The organism is Pseudomonas sp. Tof1 (assembly GCF_055390395.1).
On the sequence record NZ_AP024344.1, the window covers coordinates 836,620 to 854,419 of the forward strand.

19 protein-coding genes and 1 pseudogene are annotated in these 17,800 nt (G+C 64.2%); 12 read left to right on the forward strand and 8 right to left on the reverse strand.

Annotated features, from left to right (window positions below):
• Positions 1-19: 19 nt before the first annotated feature.
• The 3 genes from ACZ5KU_RS03775 to ACZ5KU_RS03785 all read left to right on the forward strand — a co-directional run bounded on the left by ACZ5KU_RS03775 (position 20) and on the right by ACZ5KU_RS03785 (position 2,474).
• Positions 20-589 carry a GNAT family N-acetyltransferase gene (locus ACZ5KU_RS03775; protein ID WP_054058691.1) on the forward strand — a complete coding sequence of 190 codons (570 nt, stop codon included), beginning with the start codon at positions 20-22 and terminating at the stop codon, positions 587-589.
• A 422-nt stretch (positions 590-1,011) separates the two neighbouring features.
• Entirely contained in the window at positions 1,012-1,881 is an 870-nt protein-coding gene (gene tesB, locus ACZ5KU_RS03780; protein WP_054058689.1) for an acyl-CoA thioesterase II, read from the forward strand.
• Positions 1,878-2,474, forward strand: coding sequence for an HAD family hydrolase (locus ACZ5KU_RS03785; RefSeq protein WP_054063752.1), 597 nt, complete (start codon positions 1,878-1,880; stop codon positions 2,472-2,474). Before tesB ends, ACZ5KU_RS03785 begins: the two co-directional genes overlap by 4 nt.
• Positions 2,475-2,489: 15 nt before the next feature.
• Here the strand turns inward: ACZ5KU_RS03785 and ACZ5KU_RS03790 are convergent.
• Both ACZ5KU_RS03790 and ypfJ read right to left on the reverse strand, forming a co-directional pair.
• A pseudogene (locus ACZ5KU_RS03790) lies at positions 2,490-3,445 on the reverse strand (alpha/beta hydrolase).
• Between the two features lie 101 nt (positions 3,446-3,546).
• A complete protein-coding gene (gene ypfJ, locus ACZ5KU_RS03795; protein WP_054059094.1) occupies positions 3,547-4,440 on the reverse strand; it encodes a KPN_02809 family neutral zinc metallopeptidase in 894 nt (297 codons plus the stop codon).
• Positions 4,441-4,608: 168 nt separating this feature from the next.
• Here ypfJ and pcaQ point away from each other — a divergent pair, with 168 nt between their 5' ends.
• From pcaQ to pcaG, 3 genes are all read left to right on the forward strand, one after another.
• The gene (gene pcaQ, locus ACZ5KU_RS03800; protein WP_464736849.1) at positions 4,609-5,538 is read left to right on the forward strand and encodes a pca operon transcription factor PcaQ; all 930 of its coding nucleotides are present in this window, start codon (positions 4,609-4,611) and stop codon (positions 5,536-5,538) included.
• A gap of 129 nt (positions 5,539-5,667) precedes the next feature.
• Entirely contained in the window at positions 5,668-6,387 is a 720-nt protein-coding gene (gene pcaH / locus ACZ5KU_RS03805) for a protocatechuate 3,4-dioxygenase subunit beta (RefSeq protein WP_054059092.1), read from the forward strand.
• An 11-nt stretch (positions 6,388-6,398) separates the two neighbouring features.
• On the forward strand, positions 6,399-7,004 hold the full coding sequence (gene pcaG / locus ACZ5KU_RS03810; RefSeq protein ID WP_054059091.1) for a protocatechuate 3,4-dioxygenase subunit alpha: 606 nt from the start codon (positions 6,399-6,401) through the stop codon (positions 7,002-7,004).
• 145 nt (positions 7,005-7,149) lie between these two features.
• Here the strand turns inward: pcaG and ACZ5KU_RS03815 are convergent, their stop codons facing one another.
• Complete coding sequence (locus ACZ5KU_RS03815) at positions 7,150-8,484, reverse strand: MFS transporter (RefSeq protein WP_054059090.1); 1,335 nt, start codon at positions 8,482-8,484, stop codon at positions 7,150-7,152.
• Between the two features lie 273 nt (positions 8,485-8,757).
• On the opposite strand from ACZ5KU_RS03815, the gene quiC reads away from it, so the two are divergent.
• The 3 genes from quiC to ACZ5KU_RS03830 all read left to right on the forward strand — a co-directional run bounded on the left by quiC (position 8,758) and on the right by ACZ5KU_RS03830 (position 11,959).
• Positions 8,758-10,668 (forward strand): 3-dehydroshikimate dehydratase QuiC, encoded by a 1,911-nt coding sequence (gene quiC, locus ACZ5KU_RS03820; RefSeq protein WP_416771685.1) that lies wholly within the window; start codon positions 8,758-8,760, stop codon positions 10,666-10,668.
• Between the two features lie 103 nt (positions 10,669-10,771).
• A complete protein-coding gene (locus ACZ5KU_RS03825) occupies positions 10,772-11,449 on the forward strand; it encodes a TetR/AcrR family transcriptional regulator (RefSeq protein ID WP_054059088.1) in 678 nt (225 codons plus the stop codon).
• A 210-nt stretch (positions 11,450-11,659) separates the two neighbouring features.
• Positions 11,660-11,959, forward strand: coding sequence for a hypothetical protein (locus ACZ5KU_RS03830; protein WP_054059098.1), 300 nt, complete (start codon positions 11,660-11,662; stop codon positions 11,957-11,959).
• 257 nt (positions 11,960-12,216) lie between these two features.
• Here ACZ5KU_RS03830 and ACZ5KU_RS03835 read toward each other — a convergent pair whose 3' ends face one another.
• The 5 genes from ACZ5KU_RS03835 to aroQ form a co-directional block, all read right to left on the reverse strand.
• On the reverse strand, positions 12,217-12,387 hold the full coding sequence (locus ACZ5KU_RS03835; RefSeq protein WP_425357911.1) for a hypothetical protein: 171 nt from the start codon (positions 12,385-12,387) through the stop codon (positions 12,217-12,219).
• Positions 12,388-12,438: 51 nt separating this feature from the next.
• Positions 12,439-12,678 carry a HipA N-terminal domain-containing protein gene (locus ACZ5KU_RS03840; RefSeq protein WP_054063755.1) on the reverse strand — a complete coding sequence of 80 codons (240 nt, stop codon included), beginning with the start codon at positions 12,676-12,678 and terminating at the stop codon, positions 12,439-12,441.
• A complete protein-coding gene (locus ACZ5KU_RS03845) occupies positions 12,678-13,025 on the reverse strand; it encodes a helix-turn-helix domain-containing protein (protein ID WP_416771689.1) in 348 nt (115 codons plus the stop codon). The genes ACZ5KU_RS03840 and ACZ5KU_RS03845 overlap by 1 nt, the downstream gene beginning before the upstream one ends.
• A gap of 125 nt (positions 13,026-13,150) precedes the next feature.
• Positions 13,151-14,005, reverse strand: coding sequence for a shikimate dehydrogenase (locus tag ACZ5KU_RS03850; protein ID WP_464736850.1), 855 nt, complete (start codon positions 14,003-14,005; stop codon positions 13,151-13,153).
• A complete protein-coding gene (gene aroQ / locus ACZ5KU_RS03855) occupies positions 14,002-14,451 on the reverse strand; it encodes a type II 3-dehydroquinate dehydratase (RefSeq protein ID WP_054063757.1) in 450 nt (149 codons plus the stop codon). Before aroQ ends, ACZ5KU_RS03850 begins: the two co-directional genes overlap by 4 nt.
• Positions 14,452-14,711: 260 nt before the next feature.
• Here aroQ and ACZ5KU_RS03860 point away from each other — a divergent pair, with 260 nt between their 5' ends.
• From ACZ5KU_RS03860 to ACZ5KU_RS03870, 3 genes are all read left to right on the forward strand, one after another.
• Positions 14,712-15,443 carry a GntR family transcriptional regulator gene (locus ACZ5KU_RS03860; RefSeq protein ID WP_054063758.1) on the forward strand — a complete coding sequence of 244 codons (732 nt, stop codon included), beginning with the start codon at positions 14,712-14,714 and terminating at the stop codon, positions 15,441-15,443.
• A 43-nt stretch (positions 15,444-15,486) separates the two neighbouring features.
• Positions 15,487-16,767: an MFS transporter gene (locus ACZ5KU_RS03865; protein WP_464736851.1), complete on the forward strand. Its 1,281-nt coding sequence runs from the start codon at positions 15,487-15,489 to the stop codon at positions 16,765-16,767.
• Between the two features lie 158 nt (positions 16,768-16,925).
• Positions 16,926-17,765 carry an amidohydrolase family protein gene (locus ACZ5KU_RS03870; protein ID WP_054063790.1) on the forward strand — a complete coding sequence of 280 codons (840 nt, stop codon included), beginning with the start codon at positions 16,926-16,928 and terminating at the stop codon, positions 17,763-17,765.
• Positions 17,766-17,800: the final 35 nt, after the last annotated feature.

Sequence of the window (17,800 nt, forward strand, 5' to 3'; positions counted from 1 at the left end):
GAAACCTGAAGGGGGAATGATGGAGCCGATACTGGAACTTGAGAGTGCGCGTCTGCTGTTGCGCCAGTGGCGTGACGACGACTTGCCGGAATTTGCCCGGATGTGCGCCGATCCTCAAGTGATGCGCTATTTCCCGGTGACCTTGAGCCGCCTGGAAAGCGCCGCGCTGATCGGGCGCCTTCGCGGCCATTTCGCCGAGCACGGTTTTGGCCTGTGGGCCCTGGAGCGCAAGGACACCGGTGCGTTCATCGGCCTGACCGGGCTGGCCCATGTCAGCTTCGACGCCGACTTCACCCCGGCGGTGGAGATCGGTTGGCGCCTGGCCCATGAGCACTGGGGCCTGGGTTATGCCAGCGAGGCCGCCTGGACCGCCTTGCGCTGTGCGTTCGACCGCCTGGCACTGGAGGAAGTGGTGGCCTTCACCACTGAAACCAATACCCCTTCGCAGAAGGTCATGCAGGCCATCGGCATGCACTACGATCCGTCGGCGGATTTCGAGCATCCCAAGCTGGCCGAGGACCATCCGTTGCGCAAGCACGTGCTGTACCGCATCAGCCGCGACCAGTGGCTGGAAACCCTGCACGGCTAGTGGCCTGTACGGTTGATTCGAATACTCAAATTCGGGCCCAGGGGGTTGCCAGGCAAGGCGCCATGACGAGTCGTAGCAGGGCTACGGCGAGGAATGGCAACGCTGTCTGGCGAAGCCATGGGCTCGGAGTCGAGCACGCGAATTAGGCTGTGTACGAAATTGTTTGAAACGCAGGTTAGGCAAGGCAAAAACCGGCGAGGAAGCGGAGTTTACTGGAGTAAATGAGCATTCCGAGCCGGTTTTTAACGCCGCATAACCAAGTTTCAAGCGATTTCGTACATAGCCTAGCCACACGGGCCACTAGGGCCCCGGCGCTGCAAACGCTGTATCATTTGCGGCATGAGCGCTGTCGTCGAACAGCGAATGACCTCGACCGCCGCAGCCAAGGCTGGGCGGCATTGCCCTGTGTGAGGAGCGTTTTGATGAGCCACGTGCTGGAAGACCTGGTCGACTTGCTGACCCTGGAATCTATCGAGGAAAACCTCTTTCGCGGGCGTAGCCAGGACCTCGGCTTTCGCCAGCTGTTTGGTGGCCAGGTGCTGGGCCAATCCCTGTCGGCGGCGAGCCAGACCGTCGAGGACGCGCGGCACGTACATTCGCTGCACGGCTACTTCCTGCGCCCCGGCGATGCGGCGCTGCCGGTGGTGTATTCGGTCGACCGCGTGCGCGACGGCGGCAGCTTCAGCACCCGGCGCGTGACCGCGATCCAGAAGGGCCACCCGATCTTCACCTGCAGCGCGTCGTTCCAGTACGACGAAAAAGGCTTCGAGCACCAGAGCAGCATGCCGCAGGTGGTGGGGCCGGAGAACCTGCCGTCGGAGCTGGAAATCACCCGCCAGCGCGCCCACCTGATCCCCGAGCACATGCGCGACAAGCTGTTGTGCCCCAAACCGATCGAAGTGCGCCCGGTGACCGAGAAGGACCCTTACAACCCGCAGCCGGCCGATCCGATCAAGTATGTCTGGTTCCGCGCCGACGGCGCCCTGGCCGATATTCCGGCGCTGCACAAGTACCTGCTGGCCTACGCTTCGGACTTCGGCCTGCTGACCACCTCGATGCTGCCCCATGGCAAGTCGGTGTGGCAGAAGGACATGCAGGTCGCCAGCCTGGACCACGCGCTGTGGTTCCACTCCGACCTGCGCGCCGATGACTGGCTGCTGTACGCGATGGACAGCCCCTGGGCCGGCAACTCCCGCGGTTTCTCCCGTGGCAGCGTGTACAACCGCGCCGGTGTGCTGGTGGCGTCGGTGACCCAGGAAGGCCTGATCCGTCACCGCAAGGACTGGGCATGAGCCTGGCCGATGTACGTCACTGGGTGTTCGACATGGACGGCACCCTGACCGTCGCCGTGCATGATTTCGCGGCGATTCGCGTGGCCCTGTCGATTCCGCCGCAAGACGACATTCTCACCCACCTGGCGGCGCTGCCGGCCGACGAGGCGGCGGCCAAGCATGCCTGGCTGCTGGAGCATGAGCGTGACCTGGCGCTGGGGTCCAGGCCGGCGGTGGGGGCGGTGGAACTGGTGCGCGAACTGGCCGGGCGCGGCTATCGCCTGGGCATCCTGACGCGCAATGCCCGCGAGCTGGCCCATGTCACCCTGGAAGCGATCGGCCTGGCCGACTGCTTCGCCATGGAGGATGTGCTGGGCCGCGACGACGCGCCACCCAAGCCGCACCCGGGCGGTCTGCTGAAACTGGCCGAGGCCTGGGACGTGGCGCCGGGCGAGATGGTGATGGTCGGCGACTACCGCTTCGACCTCGATTGCGGGCGGGCGGCGGGGACCCGGACGGTGCTGGTGAACCTGCCGGACAATCCCTGGCCGGAGCTGGCCGACTGGCATGCCGAGGATTGTGCGGTGTTGCAGCGGATGATTGGCCAGTCGTAGCGATTGCCACGAGGCTCAGCGCGGGAACAAGGCTTCCTGCCCCTGCGCAGAAGTGAACATCCGGTTGCCGTCATGCCCCACCCCGGCACCTCCACCAACTTCTGAGCCAACCCCTGCGGATGCCGCTGCTGCAGATAGGCAAAGTAGTTGTGCCCGCGGACCAGCCGATACGCACCCTGGGCCTCGGCCGCACAGCTCCTGTCCAGCGCCGGATGGTTCGGGTTGATGTCTTTCTGCCCGAGCAGGTAGGTGACATCACGCTGTACGTAGGCCTGTTCCAGTTGGGCCGGTGATTGCCCGGTGACGTAAGCCGGCAGGTTCTGCAGGCCATACTTCCAGTCGTTGAAGCCCGGGCAGCCCGCCGGGTCGAAACCTTTCGCCGGCCGTTGTGCACTGAAATAGGCGTAGGACGACGGATTGGCGACCACATAACGCAGCCGGATACCGCTGCCGGCCAACTGTGCGTCGCCGTGCCCGACCAGTGCATAACGCTGGACCACCTGCCCACCGCCGGAGTGCCCGGCAATCACCACCTCGCGCAGTGCCGGGAATTTCTTGCGATTGCCCAGGCGCGCCAGGACTTCATCCAGCGCGGCATAGGAGCTCATGGCAGCGGGCCCGGTGGCGGGCTCACCGGCCATCCAGTCATTGTCGTGCCAGCGCAACAGACGGTCGGGCAGGTGATTGCGCCGCACATCGCTCTCGTTGAGAAACTGCGGCGCGATGATCAGCGTGTTGCGCGCCTGGTCCGCCTGGGACGCGGCCGTTTCGGCGCTCTGCAGATAGGTCATGGCGTTGCGCAGGCGGCCGTGGACGATGATCAGCACCCGCTGCACATCCGGCATCGGCCCCTTCCAGTCGCGGTTGAGGCCGACGCTCAATTCGCCGCCCGACAGTTTCAGGTGATCGGGGCTGACCTCCCTGACGCCATGCTCCGCCGCTCCCGCGCTGACACACAGCCCCAGCAACAGCGCCCCCTGCAGGAGCCGGCTTGCGGGCGATGGCGCCCGACCGGACGAGCGGGCAGCCAACTGGCGAAACACTCCGGTCAGCCAGCCACTGCCCCGTTCATTCACAAACTCTTTGCGGCAAAGGTATCGCATTGACTGAGTTGCCCCTGGGCGAAGCCGACCTTGAACCAGCGCACCCGCTGTGCGGAGGTGCCGTGGGTGAACGAGTCGGGGACTACGCGGCCCTGACCCTGTTGCTGCAGGCGATCATCACCGATTGCATTGGCGGCATTCAAGGCTTCTTCCACGTCGCCGGGCTCCAGCCAGTGCAGGCGCTGCTGGGCATGCCAGGCCCAGACCCCGGCCAGACAGTCGGCCTGCAGTTCCTGGCGCACCAGCAGGCCGCCGTCGCCCTCCATCCGCCGACCCTGCTGGCGCGCCGCCTGGATCTTCGCCGACACACCGAGCAGTGTCTGCACGTGGTGGCCGACTTCGTGGGCGATCACGTAGGCCTGGGCAAAATCGCCGGCGGCCTTGAAGCGCTGGGACATTTCACGGAAGAAATCCAGGTCCAGGTAGACCCGCTGGTCCGCCGGGCAGTAGAACGGTCCGGTGGCCGACGACGCCAGGCCGCAGGCCGAGTTGACCCGGCCGCGAAACAGCACCAGCGTCGGGTCGCGGTACTGGCGCCCCGCCTGCTGGAAGATCTGGCCCCAAGTGTCCTCGGTGTCGCCCAGAATCGCCCGGACGAAGTCCGCCTGTTCGTCATTGGCCGCAGGTGCCTGGCGCGTCTGCGTGGTGGTGGGTACCGAAGCCTGCTGGCCCAACTGGCCGCTGAGCTGTCCGAGGATCTGCATCGGGTCCTGGCCGGTCAACAGGCCGATACCGACGATCAGGACCACCGCCGTCAGGCTCAAGCCCTTGCCGCCGCCGAAACGCAGGCCGCCGCCACCGGCATTGCTATCGTCGCGAGCATCCACCACGTTGTCGCTGCGCCGTCCTTTTTTCCAGAGCATGTGGGAATCCTCCCGTCGTTGTGCCATTTGAGTGTCGTTGCCGTGACGCTTCACCGCCAGTCCGGTCGTCAGGCACTGGATTGCCAATTGAGTTCAGAAACCGCCACCCGCGCCGAATATCAGACACAATTGCCGCTGTCCCGATCCGTAGCCGGAGCCCGCCGTCCCGTGAACATCGATAGTCGCATCAAATTCCGTCACCTCGTGTGCTTTCTCGAAATGGCCCGCCAGGGCAGCCTGGCACGGGCGGCGGATGTCATGGCGGTCAGCCAGCCGGCGATGTCGAAGACCCTGAAGGAGCTTGAGGAACTGCTGGAGACCCGCCTGTTCGTGCGCAGCAAGAGCGGTATCAGCCTGACCGAGGCCGGGGTGGCCTTTTTGCGTTATGCCGGGCCGTCGGTGCAGACCCTGCGCGAGGGCGTGCAGGTCTTGCGCGAAGGCGAGTATGCCGCCGGCGTGGTGCGGCTCGGGGTGCTGTCGACCGTGGAAAGCCTGCTGATCCCGGAAGTGGTGCGGCGCCTGCACGGGCGCCATCCCGCGCTGGTGGTCAGCGTGGTCACCGGACCGAGCGCCTATCTGCTCTCGCAGTTGCGGGTCGGCGATGTCGACCTGGTGGTCGGGCGGATGACCGACAGCCCGCAGATCCAGGGGCTGACCTTCGAGCACCTGTACAGCGAATCCATGACCCTGGTGGCCCGTCCCGATCATCCACTGTTGCAGGGCGCGCTGGATCGTGCGGCTGTGGAAAACTATCCGCTGGTGCTGCCGCTGGCGGGCACCACCATCCGCAAGTTCGCCGACAGCCTGTTCGTGCAGTGTGGTCTCAACCCCTCGCGGCAGCGCCTGGAAACCCTCTCGGTGGCGTTGAGCCGGCGCTATGTGCTGTCCAGCGCGGCACTCTGGCTGGCGCCGCTGGATGCGGTGCGCCTGGACCTGGCGCGGGGCGATTTGCGCGAGATCGACCTCGGGCAGCGTGAGCCGGGTGGTTCGGTGGGTATTTCCAGCAACGCCAGCCTGCCGCTGGCGTTGGCCGCGCAATGGGCGGTGGAGGTGCTGCGGGAGGTGGGGCAGGCCTATCGCGAAGGACATTATCCATAACCATTTGGTTATGAAAGGGGCCCGGCTTTTCAATATTCAGCGGTTTCCTCTTGGGGCACGCTGCAACCGCGTGATTTGCAGTGTGTAGCGTGCAGCTACCTTTCCCGATAAAAACAACAGGAGACCGACATGTCTGAAGCAGACAGCAGTCGTTTTGTCATTCGTGACCGTAACTGGCACCCCAAGGCCCTGACCCCGGACTACAAGACTTCCATCGCCCGTTCCCCGCGCCAGGCGCTGGTGAGCATTCCGCAATCGATCAGCGAAAGCACCGGCCCGGACTTTTCCCATCTGAAGTTCGGCCGTTTCGATAACGACCTGCTGCTCAACTTCAACAACGGCGGCCTGCCGGTGGGCGAGCGCATCGTCCTCGCCGGGCGGGTCTGCGACCAGTACGGCAAGCCTATTCCCCATACCCTGGTGGAAATCTGGCAGGCCAACGCCGGCGGTCGCTACCGCCACAAGAACGACCGCTACCTGGCGCCCCTGGACCCGAACTTCGGCGGTGTCGGCCGGGCGCTCACCGACCGTGATGGCAACTACAGCTTCCGCACCATCAAGCCCGGGCCGTACCCCTGGCGCAATGGTCCGAACGACTGGCGCCCGGCGCATATCCATGTGTCGATCAGCGGCCCGTCGATCGCCACGCGCCTGATCACCCAGCTGTATTTCGAAGGCGACCCGCTGATCCCGATGTGCCCGATCGTCAAGTCGATCGCCAACCCCGAGGCGGTGCAGAGCCTGATCGCCCGCCTGGACATGGGCAATGCCAATCCGATGGATTGCCTGGCCTATCGCTTCGACATCGTGCTGCGCGGCCAGCGCAAGACCCACTTCGAAAACTGCTGAGGAGACCGACCATGCCTGTTCAACTGCTCATGGAAACCCCGTCCCAGACCGCCGGTCCCTACGTGCACATCGGCCTGGCGCTGGCCGCTGCCGGCAACCCGCCCCGTCCCGAGGAAATCTGGAACCGCATGGCCAAGCCCGAGGCGCCGGGCGAGCATATCCTGGTGTTCGGCAACGTCTACGACGGCAACGGCCACCTGGTGCGCGACTCCTTCCTGGAGTTCTGGCAGGCCAACCACGAGGGCGTCTACGACAGCGACTTCGACTCGGAGAAGGCCTTCAACAGCTTTGGCCGCACCGCGACCACTTTCGATGCCGGGGAGTGGACCCTGGAAACCATCAAGCCGGGCGTGGTGAACAACGCTGCCGGTGTACCGATGGCGCCGCATATCAACGTCTCGCTGTTTGCCCGGGGGATCAACATCCACCTGCAGACCCGCCTGTATTTCTCCGATGAGGCCGAGGCCAACGGCAAATGCCCGGTGCTCAACCTGATCGAGCAGCCGCAGCGTCGCGAGACCCTGGTTGCCCAGCGCTGCGAAGTGAATGGACGGACGGCCTACCGGTTCGATATCCGTATCCAGGGTGAAGGCGAGACGGTGTTCTTCGACTTCTGACAAGACTGCGGGAGACGGCCGCCCGGCCGTCTCCCGCAGGTTTTGTGGCGCATGCGATATTTACATCCACATCCACACTGTAGGAGCAGGGCTTGCCCGCGAATAGGCCGGCAAGCCCTACCCATAACCCTCTGTTACGACGCGATCAGTCGTCCAGCTTCGGAATCTTGCGCGGGGCCATGAAGTACATCCAGGTCAGCGCCAGGAAGTACATGGCCGGAATCAGCGTGAACAACACCGCATAGTTGTTGTTCGTGGTGGTCAGGATGTAGCCCACCAACTGGGTCATGAACATCCCGCCGAGCGCCGCACACATGCCGCCAAAGCCGAACACCGTGCTCATCATGTGCTTGGGCGTGTAGTCCATCACCAGGCTCCAGATGTTCGCAGTCCAGGCCTGGTGCGCGCCAATGGCCAGGGAGATCGCCCCCACCGCCACCCACAGGTGACTGGAACCGGCCGCTAGCACCACGCCGATGATGCAGCAGGCGAACAGCAGCATCGACAGCAGCCGGGCGCGGATCGGGTCCATCCCGCGACCGATCAGGAACGACGACAGGATGCCGCCGCCGACACTGCCGAAGTCGGCGGTCAGGTAGATGATGATCAGCGGGATACCCATCTGCGTCACGCTGATGCCCAGGTTGTATTGCTGGTTGAGGAACGGCGGCAGCCAGTACAGGTAGAACCAGAACACCGGTGCGGTCAGCGAGTAGGCGAGGGCGAAGGCCCAGGTGCCGCGCATGCGCAGGATCCGCGAGAACGGCACGCCGGGTTGTTCCGGCTCGGCTTCCTTCTGGATGTACGCCAGTTCCGAGGCTTTCACCGACGGGTGGTCTTCGGGGTTGAAGTACTTCAGGCCCCAGAACAGCAGCCAGACGGCACCCAGCGCGGCCATGCACAGGAAGGCGGCCTGCCAGCCCCAGACCTGCAGGACGATCGGCAGCAGCATCGGGGTGAACATCGCCCCGACGTTGGTCCCGGCGTTGAAGATGCCGGTGGCCACCGCCCGCTCGCCGGCGGGGAACCACAGCCGGGTGGTCTTCACGCAGGCCGGGTAGTTGGCGGCCTCGGTCAGGCCGAGGATGAAGCGGCAGATCATGAAGCCCGCGGCCGAGGTCGCCAGGCCGTGGGCACCGGTGGCCAGGCTCCACAGCAGTACGGCGCAGAAGAACACCCGCTTCACGCCGAGCCGGTCGATCAGTCGGCCCTGCAGGACGAAGCCGACGGCATAGCCGACCTGGAACCAGAAGTTGATGTTGGCGTAGTCCATCGCCGTCCAGCTCATCTCCTTGGCGAGGATGGGCTGCATGACGCCCAGGGCGGCCCGGTCGATGTAGTTCAGGGTGGTGGCGAAGAACACCAGGGCCAGCATGCCCCAGCGGGTCGAGCCGACGGCCATGGCGCCGCGAAGTTTGGCGGCGATGCCGCCGCGGGTGCTGCCCTGGGTCACAGGGGAGCTTTGTGAGGATGAAAGCATGAGCGATTACCCGTTTTTTTTGGAATTGTCTGGCTGGGTTTGCGGAACGTTTGAAGCACTGCCTTGGCCCGGATGATGGTGCGCAGCGGGCAAAAGACCGTCAATTCGCTGCGGACCATTGTGGTCGATAATCGCACACAAAACTAACCAGTTCGTACACTTTGATTGAAGTGGTGGCGTGCTGCATCAATAATCCGGTCACTTCCCGAGGTTCGACAATCCTCGGTTTCGGTCCGTGTCCACAATAAGAAGCCCACTGCCGGGAGTCGATTCATGCAGCGTTCCATAGCCACCGTGTCCCTGAGCGGCACCCTGCCGGAAAAACTCGATGCCATTGCCGCCGCCGGCTTCGATGGCGTGGAAATCTTCGAAAACGATCTGCTGTACTACGACGGCAGCCCGCGGGAAATCCGCCAGCGGTGCGCGGACCTGGGCATCGCCATCACCCTCTTCCAGCCGTTCCGCGATTTCGAAGGATGCCGCCGCGACCGCCTGGCGCGCAACCTGGAGCGGGCCGAGCGCAAGTTCGACCTGATGCAGGAACTGGGTACCGACCTGGTGCTGGTCTGCAGCAACGCCTCGGCCGACAGCCTGGGCGAGCGGCAGATCCTGGTCGATGACCTGCACCTGCTCGCCGAGCGCGCCGGTGCCCGTGGCCTGCGCATCGGCTATGAGGCCCTGGCCTGGGGCCGGCACGTCAACACCTACCAGCAGGTCTGGGACATCGTCCGTCAGGCCGATCACCCCAGCCTGGGGGTACTGCTCGACAGCTTCCACACCCTGTCGCTCAAGGGCGACCCGAGCGCCATCGCGCAGATTCCCGGCGACAAGATCTTCTTCGTGCAGATGGCCGACGCGCCGATCCTGGCGATGGATGTGCTGGAGTGGAGCCGGCATTTCCGCTGCTTCCCGGGGCAGGGCGAATTCGACCTACCGGGGTTCCTCGCGCCGATCATCCAGAGCGGTTACACCGGCCCGCTGTCCCTGGAAATCTTCAACGACGGTTTCCGCGCCGCGCCGCCGCGGGCCAATGCCGCCGATGGCCTGCGCTCGTTGCTCTATCTGGAAGAGAAAACCCGCGAGCGGTTGGCCCGGGAGGCCGCGCCGGTGGCCCATCTCGACACGCTGTTCGCGCCGCCGCCGGTCAGTGAGAACGACGGTATCGAGTTCCTCGAGTTCGCCGTGGACGAAAGCCTCGGCGCCAAACTGACCCACTGGCTGGAGCGCCTGGGCTTCAGCAAGGCCGGGCAGCATCGCTCGAAAAGCGTCAGCCTGCTGCGCCAGGGCGATATCAACCTGATCCTCAACTCCGAACCCTATTCGTTTGCCCACAGCTTTTTCGAGGCCCATGGGCCGTCGTTGTGCGCCACGGCGATCCGGGTCAAGGACAGCGCCAGTGCCCTGGCCCGGGCGGTGGCCTACAAGGGCCAGCCCTATCGCGGCCTGGTCGGCCCCAACGAGCTGGAACTGGCCGCGGTGCGCGCGCCGGATGGCAGCCTGATCTACCTGGCCGACCAGGATACGGCCGGGCAGAAACTCTACGAAACCGACTTCCACCTGCTGCCCGTCGCACCGTCGCAGGCCGGCCTCAAGCGCATCGACCACATGGCCATGGCGCTGCCGGCCGACAGCCTCGACAGTTGGGTGCTGTTCTACAAGAGCCTGCTGGATTTCGAGGCCGACGACGAAGTGGTGCTGCCCGACCCCTACGGCCTGGTCAAGAGCCGGGCGCTGCGCAGCCGCTGCAGTTCGATCCGCCTGCCGCTGAACATCTCCGAAAACCGCAACACGGCGATTTCCCACGCGCTGTCGAGCTATCGCGGCTCCGGTGTGCACCATATCGCCTTCGATTGCGAGGACATCTTCGCCGAAGTCCGCCGGGCCAAGGAGGCCGGGGTACCGCTGCTGGATATCCCGCTCAACTACTACGACGACCTGGCGGCGCGTTTCGATTTCGACGACGAGTTCCTCAGCGAACTGGCCTACTACAACGTGCTGTATGACCGCGATGCCCAGGGCGGCGAGTTGTTCCACGTGTATACCGAGCCGTTCGAGGGGCGGTTCTTCTTCGAGATCCTGCAGCGCCGCAACGGTTATGCCGGCTACGGCGCGGCGAACGTCGCGGTGCGTCTGGCGGCGATGGCCAAATCCCGCAGCGGCGGGACCCGCCAGGCCCGGTTGTAGCGCTGGCTGAAGCAGGGAGGTGAATTGGCGGGTCTCCCTGCTTCCTTCTCGGTGGCACGCGGCCCATAATCGCCTCCATCCGCCGAGATGGCCGTGAGCCAGAGTGACCATGACTTCAGAACTATCCGCCACGGCTGACGCCTCCGTCGTCGTGCCGCGCAAGAGTCGCAAGAACAATCCCGAGAAGACCCGCGAGAACATCCTCCAGGAAGCCATCGTCGAGTTCGTCCAGCAGGGCCTGGCCGGTGCGCGCGTCGACGCGATCGCCGAGCGTACCCACACCTCGAAACGGATGATCTATTACTACTTCGGCAGCAAGGAACAGCTCTATGTCGAGGTGCTGGAAAAACTCTACGGTGACATCCGCAGCACCGAAAGCCGCCTGAACCTGACAGAACTGGAGCCGCGCGAAGCGATCCGGCGGATGGTCGAGTTCACCTTCGATCACCACGACCGCAACGTCGATTTCGTCCGTATCGTCAGCATCGAGAACATCCACAAGGGCGAGTACGTCAAGCAGTCGGGGGCGATTCGTTCGCTGAACGTCACCATCCTCACGGCGCTGGGCGAGATCCTCGAGCGTGGCGCACAGTCGGGGGTGTTCCGCCGTGGCCTGGACCCGCTGGACGTGCATATCCTGGTCAGCTCGTTCTGTTTCTACCGCGTATCCAACCGCCATACCCTCGGCGCGCTGTTTCCGATCGACCTGCCTAACGAAGAGGTCAAGGCGCGGCACCGGGAGATGATCTGCGAGGCGGTGTTGCGCTATCTGCAGGCCTGAGGGTCTTGCCGGGCAGGGCTGGCGCTTTCTGAGGGCTGTCTCACAGTTTGACGATTCGTCACTGCACCTTCCTGCCCGGGTTCTGGTTACACTGCTGGCCATCGGACATTTCATTCACAAGGATGAGAAATGCTTTTCGGCCCTCAGTTCAGGATTCTGTCCTCGGATTTTTGGCGATCCCACGCACGCGGCTCGTTCGGCTGGCTGGCAATGGCGGTCCTTGGCGCGATGGGCCTGGTCGGCTGCGCTTCGCCGCCGTCGCCTTCGGCGACCGTCGAGCCGGGCGTGCAGATGGGCGACAGCTACGCTCAGGTGCTGGCCGTGGTCAGTCGCAACAACACGGTGACCAAGACCATCGAAGGGCAGGCCCTGCGCGCCGAAGGCTACTCGCCGATGTTCCGGGACTGTCGCAGCAAGTACTTCATCTTTCAGGGCGACAAGGGCTTGCAGCAGGTTCGCCTGGAGCCTGCGCCGCACCTGTCGGTGAAACGCGACTGCCGCCAGCCCTGAGCGGCTGCTGAAGGAGCCATCCTGCCGTGGCCTGCGCCGTTGATTCGAATTTGAGTGTGCGAATCAGCCGCACAGGTCATGAGCGCATCCGTGCAGCGCTGGTCGCCTCCTGCGCCTTCTGCAACTCTACCCCGCTCAGCCACTGCCCGTAGTGGTCCTTGAGTTCCGTTTCCCAACTGATCACTTCGTTCAGGGGCTGTTCGGCCTGTTCGCGGGACAGGGCAAAGTGTTCGTGATGGCTGAGAGGTTGTTGCGGCTTATCCGGGGGCCTTCTCGGCCCACGGCCATCGCCAGTGCCTGGGCTGGGCCCTCGTCGAGGATGGGCAGTACGTCGTACATCGGAGAAAGGCGCCACTGGCCCCCGTCCAGATAATCGCGTGATTGCGCGGATGATCATCGCTGTTGCCGGCCAGGGCGTTATAGCACATGCGTTTGAACAGCTCCTGCAGGTCCTGGCCGTACACTCGATGGAGCAGGCGTTACCCCCAGCCGTCCGGCATGGCGTCGTTGATGAAGCCCGGAATACCGCGATTCTTGGTGATGCCGGAATAGGCTTCGGCGCGCAGTGGATAGTGGATCGGGTCGGGGCCCCAGCCGTTACTGGCCACGTAGTCGGGGGCATACAGGAACTCGCCGACCTTGCCTTGCAGGGTCAGCCGGCCGAGGGTGATGGTTTCGCCTGTCTGCGGATGCTCCATGTAGATGTAGGCGCGAGACATCAGAAGTCCTCCATCCTGGGTTTGCGCAGGCGAACTCGTTTTGAAGAGAGGCTCGCGCGAGCGTCCTCTTTATGAGTCAGGTGCTTGGTGATTTGCGAGGACTGCTCTACACCGTCCAGTGCGCCGAAAATCATCTCGTCGATGCCCAGCCGCCAGAGCACCAGCATGAAGGAGCGCAGCTCCACCCGTTCCGAACCATTTTCGATCTTGCGCAGGGTGTGTTCGGAGATGCCGAGGCTGGACCTGAAGTCTGACTGGCGCAGGCCCAGGTCGAGGCGCCTGGCCTTTATCAGAAGCCCGATTTTACTGAGGGTGTCGCTGCAACCGACAGGAAAGAACGCCTTCATAATACTCGCCATAGTGAGCCTTATATTGGATAAGGCTCACTATAGCATGTCTTATTTCCCAATGATTCCATAGTAAGGCGCGTTTTAATACGCTTTAAGCAACTTAAGGCTCACTGAAACGAGCCTTATAAGCTCTGGAAATGCTCCAGCATCCGCTGCGAATCCGCTGTCACGCCGCTGAACAGTTCGAACGCCTTGACCGCCTGGAACACCGCCATGGTCCCGCCATCCAGGGTGCGGCAGCCCAGGGCCCGGGCATTGCGCAGCAGTTCGGTTTCCAGGGGGAAGTAGACGATTTCCGCGACCCACAGTTCGGCTCGCAGCAGTTCCCGGGGCACCGGCATGCCGGGCAGCTTGGCCATGCCCATCGGCGTGGTGTTGACCAGGCCGTCGGCGGTTGCCATGGCCGTCGGCAGGTCGCTGCCGGCCCGGGCCCGGCCGGCGCCGAAATGCTGGTTGAGGTTGTCCGCCAGGCTGCGGGCCCGTTCGGCGTCCACGTCGAAGATCGTCAACTGTTTCACACCTTCGTCGAGCAGGGCGTGGGCAACCGCCGCGCCGGCCCCCCCGGCTCCCATCTGGACCACGCGGTCTACGGCGACGCCTTGCAGTCCCCGACGAAAACCTTCGGCGAAACCCAGGCAGTCGGTGTTGTGGCCGACCCGCTTGCCGTCCTTGAACACCACCGTGTTCACCGCGCCGATACCCCGGGCCTCGGGGGACAGTTCGTCGAGCAGCGGGATGATCGCCTGCTTGCAGGGGAAGGTGATGTTCAGGCCGGTGAAGGCCATGCGCTCGGCGGCCTGCAGCAGCTCGGGCAGAGCGTTGACGTCCAGTTGCAGCAGGTCCAGGTCGATCAGCCGGTACAGGTAGCGGATGCCCTGGGCATCGCCCTCGTGCTCGTGCATGGCGGGGGTACGCGAGGCCTGGATGCCGGCGCCGATCAGGCCCGCCAGTATGCCCTTGTGGGTAGTCGGGCTCATGGCTGCGCCCCCTTGAGCGTCTGGCTGAAATAGTCGAGCGCCAGGCGGTAGCCCTGGCTGCCGAAGCCGCACATCACCGCCTTGGCGATGGAGGAGACGAAGGAATGATGACGGAACGGTTCGCGGGCATGGACGTTGGACAGGTGCACTTCGATCACCGGCAGCTCACTGGCCACCAGCGCATCGCGGATCGCCACCGAGGTGTGGGTCCAGGCGGCCGGGTTGATGATGATGCCGGCGCAGCGGCCGCGGGCCCCGTGGATCCAGTCGAGCAGCTCGCCCTCGTGATTGGTCTGGCGGAATTCCACGGTCAGGCCCAGTTCGGCTGCCGTGCGTCCGCACAGGGCGGAAAGGTCCGCCAGGGTTTCATGGCCGTAGGTCGCCGGCTCGCGGGTTCCCAGCAGGTTCAGGTTGGGGCCGTTGAGCACCAGCACGATAGGGGGCATGGGCAAGTCTCCAATTGTTGTTTTTGGCTTGGACCGCAAGGTGATCGGGTCTGAGGAGGTAAAATGTACTAACCGGTTAATCCAGTCAAATGAACAAGACAAGGCATGGATAGCCGTCACTTTTTTCTGTTCGATCAGCGGACAGTAGTGGGGGCACAGCGGCTGCGGGCCTTTAACCTTTGCAACGACGCACTTGACGCCTTTTCATCCAGGGAGAATACTCGGCAAAAATTCATATAGATGACTGGATAACTACAAAAATGAATTCACTCTCCAGCGACGAACGTCTCCCCCTCTATCAGCGCCTGCGCGACGAACTGGCCCGGCAGATCGCCAACAACCGCTGGCGCCCGGGGGAGGCGATCCCCACCGAGGCCGTGCTGGCCGGTGAATACCAACTGTCCATCGGCACCGTGCGCAAGGCCGTCGACAAGCTGGTGGAAGAGGGCGTGCTCGAACGCCACCAGGGGCGTGGCACTTTCATCCGCCGGCCGCAGTTCCAGTCTTCGCTGTTCCGCTTCTTCCGCTTCCAGAACCTGGCCGGCGAACGCCAACTGCCGCAAAGCCGGATTCTCACCATCGATTCGCTGCCCGCGCCTTCGGCCGTCAGCCAGGCCCTGGGGCTGCCACCCGAGGCCGAGGTGATTCGCCTGGTCCGCCTGCGTCTGCTCGAAGGCACGCCGGTGCTGGCCGAGGAAATCTGGTTGCCCAAGGCGCCCTTCCAGGCGCTGCTGACGGTCGACCTCGACCAGCAGGGTCCGCTGCTCTATCCGATCTACGAAGCGCTTTGCGGCCAGGTCGTCGCCTGCGCCGAGGAGAGCCTGACCGCCGAAGCCGTCGGCGAAGTGCATGCCCGGCTGTTGCAGATCGAGCCTGACAGCCCGGTGGTGGTGATCGAGCGACTGGCGCGCGACTACGCCGGCCAGCCGCTGGAATGGCGCCGTTCCCGTGGCCATGCCAGCCACTTCCGCTACAGCGTCGAGATTCGCTGAGCCCTGCCTGGGCTCCCTGTTGGTCTACAAGGATAAGAAAATCATGTTCAGTTGGTACCGCGATATCACTTCGAGGGAGCGCAAGACGTTCTGGGCCTGCTTTGGCGGTTGGTCCCTGGATGCACTGGAAGTGCAAATGTTCGGCCTGGCGATTCCCGCGCTGATCGCCGCTTTCGCCCTGAGCAAGGGCGAGGCCGGGATGATCAGCGGCGTGACGCTGGTCACCTCGGCCATCGGCGGCTGGCTGGGGGGCACCCTGTCCGACCGGTATGGCCGGGTGCGGACCCTGCAGTGGATGATCCTCTGGTTCTCGCTGTTCACCTTCCTCTCGGCCTTCGTCACCGGCTTCAACCAGTTGCTGATCGTCAAGGCGCTGCAGGGCTTCGGTATCGGTGGCGAGTGGGCGGCGGGCGCGGTGCTGATGGCCGAGACCATCCAGTCGCGTTATCGCGGCAAGGTGATGGGTGCGGTGCAGAGTGCCTGGGCGGTTGGCTGGGGCGCGGCGGTCGGGGTGTTCACCCTGGTCTACACCTTCGTGCCGGAGGCCATGGCCTGGCGGGTGATGTTCCTGGTGGGCCTGTTGCCGGCGCTGCTGGTGATCTATGTGCGCCGCAGCGTGGTCGAGCCCGACGCCAGCCAGCGTCAGGCCAAGGTGCAGGGGCGCAGCCTGCTGGCGTCGATGGCGGCGATCTTTCGCCCCGAACTGCTGCGGGTCACGCTGCTGGGCGGTATTCTCGGCCTGGGTGCCCACGGTGGTTATCACGCCGTGATGACCTGGCTGCCGACCTTTCTCAAGACCGAGCGCAATCTTTCGGTACTGAGTTCCGGTGGCTACCTGGCGGTGATCATCGTCGCGTTCTGGCTCGGCTGCGTGGTCAGCGGGATGCTGCTGGATCGTATTGGCCGGCGCAAGAACATCATCCTCTTCGCCTTCTGCTGCGTGATCACCGTGCAGTGCTACCTGTTCCTGCCGTTGAGCAACGCGCAGATGCTGTTCCTCGGTTTCCCCCTGGGTTTCTTCGCCGCGGGTATTCCGGCCAGCCTGGGCTCGTTCTTCAATGAGCTGTATCCGGCGGATGTACGCGGGGCCGGTGTCGGCTTCTGCTACAACTTCGGCCGGGTGCTGTCGGCGGTGTTTCCGTTCATGGTCGGGCACATGAGCGAGTCGATATCGCTCGGCTCGGCCATCGGCATCGATGCCGGCATCGCCTATGGCGTGGCGGTGCTGGCGGCGCTGCTGCTGCCGGAAACCCGTGGGCGCAATCTGCAGGACGTCACGCCGCAGGCGGAGTCCGGCAAGGGGGCGGGCCAGTTGTCCCATTGATTTTACCTTCTTCCCGCCCCGACCGGCCTCTTTAGGAGCCGGCTTGCTGGCGATAGCGACCTGTCAGACAACGGTGATGTTGCCGGATGGATCGTAATCGCCAGCAAGCCGGCTCCCACAGGGTGGAGGCGGGGTTCTTGAGTTCACAGATGAGTTCCATGTCCGAGATTTGCCCATTGCCCATCAGCGGCATCGATGCCCACGCCCATGTCTTCGAACGTGGACTGGGCCTGGCGACCGTGCGCCGCTACGCGCCGGATTATGACGCCAGCCTGGCCGACTACCTGGCGCGGCTGGAGGAAAACAGCCTGAGCCACGGCGTATTGGTGCAGCCGAGTTTCCTCGGGACCGATAACAGTTATCTGTTGGCCGCCTTGCAACAGGCCCCTGAACGGTTGCGCGGGGTGGTGGTGGTCGAGCGCGATATCGCCTTCGACGAGTTGCAGCGCATGGCTGCCCTTGGCGTCGCGGGTGTCCGTCTGAACCTGATGGGGCAGTCGCTACCGGATTTCACCGAGGCCGGCTGGCAGGCGTTTTTCCGGCACCTGCGGCAGTTGGACTGGCATGTCGAGTTGCATCGCCATCTTGAGGATATGCCGGGTCTGGTCCAGCCGTTGCTGGAGATGGGCTGCAAGGTGGTGGTCGACCACTTTGGCCGTCCCGATGCGCGCCTCGGTGTCGAACAGCCAGCCTTCGCCCGGTTGCTTGAGCTGGGCGAGAGCGGGCGCCTGTGGATCAAGGTATCGGGCATCTACCGGCTGGGTGGGACGGCGGCGCAGAACCTGCATTTCGCGGAAAAGGCCCTGTCGCTGATGCTACAGAGCCTGGGGCCGGACCGCCTGCTGTGGGGCAGCGACTGGCCGCATACCCAGCACGAACAGGCGGTGAGCTTCGCCAGCGAGTTCGATCGCCTGCGCCGCCTGGCCTGTGCGCCGCCGTTGCGCCAGCATCTGCTGTGCGATACGGCGGCGCAGTTGTTCGGTTTCGTTCGGGCCTAATGCGGACAGTATGCGCAGCGGCGTCGGTTGCTTTC

Bases quoted from the DNA above. Each gene is read 5' to 3' on its own strand.
- ACZ5KU_RS03775 (WP_054058691.1), top strand. From the start codon at position 20: ATGGAGCCGATACTGGAACTTGAGAGTGCGCGTCTGCTGTTGCGCCAG.
- pcaH (WP_054059092.1), top strand. From the start codon at position 5,668: ATGTCTGAAGCAGACAGCAGTCGTTTTGTCATTCGTGACCGTAACTGG.
- ACZ5KU_RS03870 (WP_054063790.1), top strand. From the start codon at position 16,926: ATGTCCGAGATTTGCCCATTGCCCATCAGCGGCATCGATGCCCACGCC.
- ACZ5KU_RS03845 (WP_416771689.1), bottom strand. From the start codon at position 13,025: ATGAAGGCGTTCTTTCCTGTCGGTTGCAGCGACACCCTCAGTAAAATC.
- ACZ5KU_RS03865 (WP_464736851.1), top strand. From the start codon at position 15,487: ATGTTCAGTTGGTACCGCGATATCACTTCGAGGGAGCGCAAGACGTTC.
- quiC (WP_416771685.1), top strand. From the start codon at position 8,758: ATGCAGCGTTCCATAGCCACCGTGTCCCTGAGCGGCACCCTGCCGGAA.
- ACZ5KU_RS03850 (WP_464736850.1), bottom strand. From the start codon at position 14,005: ATGAGCCCGACTACCCACAAGGGCATACTGGCGGGCCTGATCGGCGCC.
- pcaG (WP_054059091.1), top strand. From the start codon at position 6,399: ATGCCTGTTCAACTGCTCATGGAAACCCCGTCCCAGACCGCCGGTCCC.
- ACZ5KU_RS03860 (WP_054063758.1), top strand. From the start codon at position 14,712: ATGAATTCACTCTCCAGCGACGAACGTCTCCCCCTCTATCAGCGCCTG.
- tesB (WP_054058689.1), top strand. From the start codon at position 1,012: ATGAGCCACGTGCTGGAAGACCTGGTCGACTTGCTGACCCTGGAATCT.
- ACZ5KU_RS03835 (WP_425357911.1), bottom strand. From the start codon at position 12,387: ATGTGCTATAACGCCCTGGCCGGCAACAGCGATGATCATCCGCGCAAT.
- ACZ5KU_RS03840 (WP_054063755.1), bottom strand. From the start codon at position 12,678: ATGTCTCGCGCCTACATCTACATGGAGCATCCGCAGACAGGCGAAACC.
- ACZ5KU_RS03830 (WP_054059098.1), top strand. From the start codon at position 11,660: ATGGCGGTCCTTGGCGCGATGGGCCTGGTCGGCTGCGCTTCGCCGCCG.
- ACZ5KU_RS03785 (WP_054063752.1), top strand. From the start codon at position 1,878: ATGAGCCTGGCCGATGTACGTCACTGGGTGTTCGACATGGACGGCACC.
- ypfJ (WP_054059094.1), bottom strand. From the start codon at position 4,440: ATGCTCTGGAAAAAAGGACGGCGCAGCGACAACGTGGTGGATGCTCGC.
- aroQ (WP_054063757.1), bottom strand. From the start codon at position 14,451: ATGCCCCCTATCGTGCTGGTGCTCAACGGCCCCAACCTGAACCTGCTG.
- ACZ5KU_RS03815 (WP_054059090.1), bottom strand. From the start codon at position 8,484: ATGCTTTCATCCTCACAAAGCTCCCCTGTGACCCAGGGCAGCACCCGC.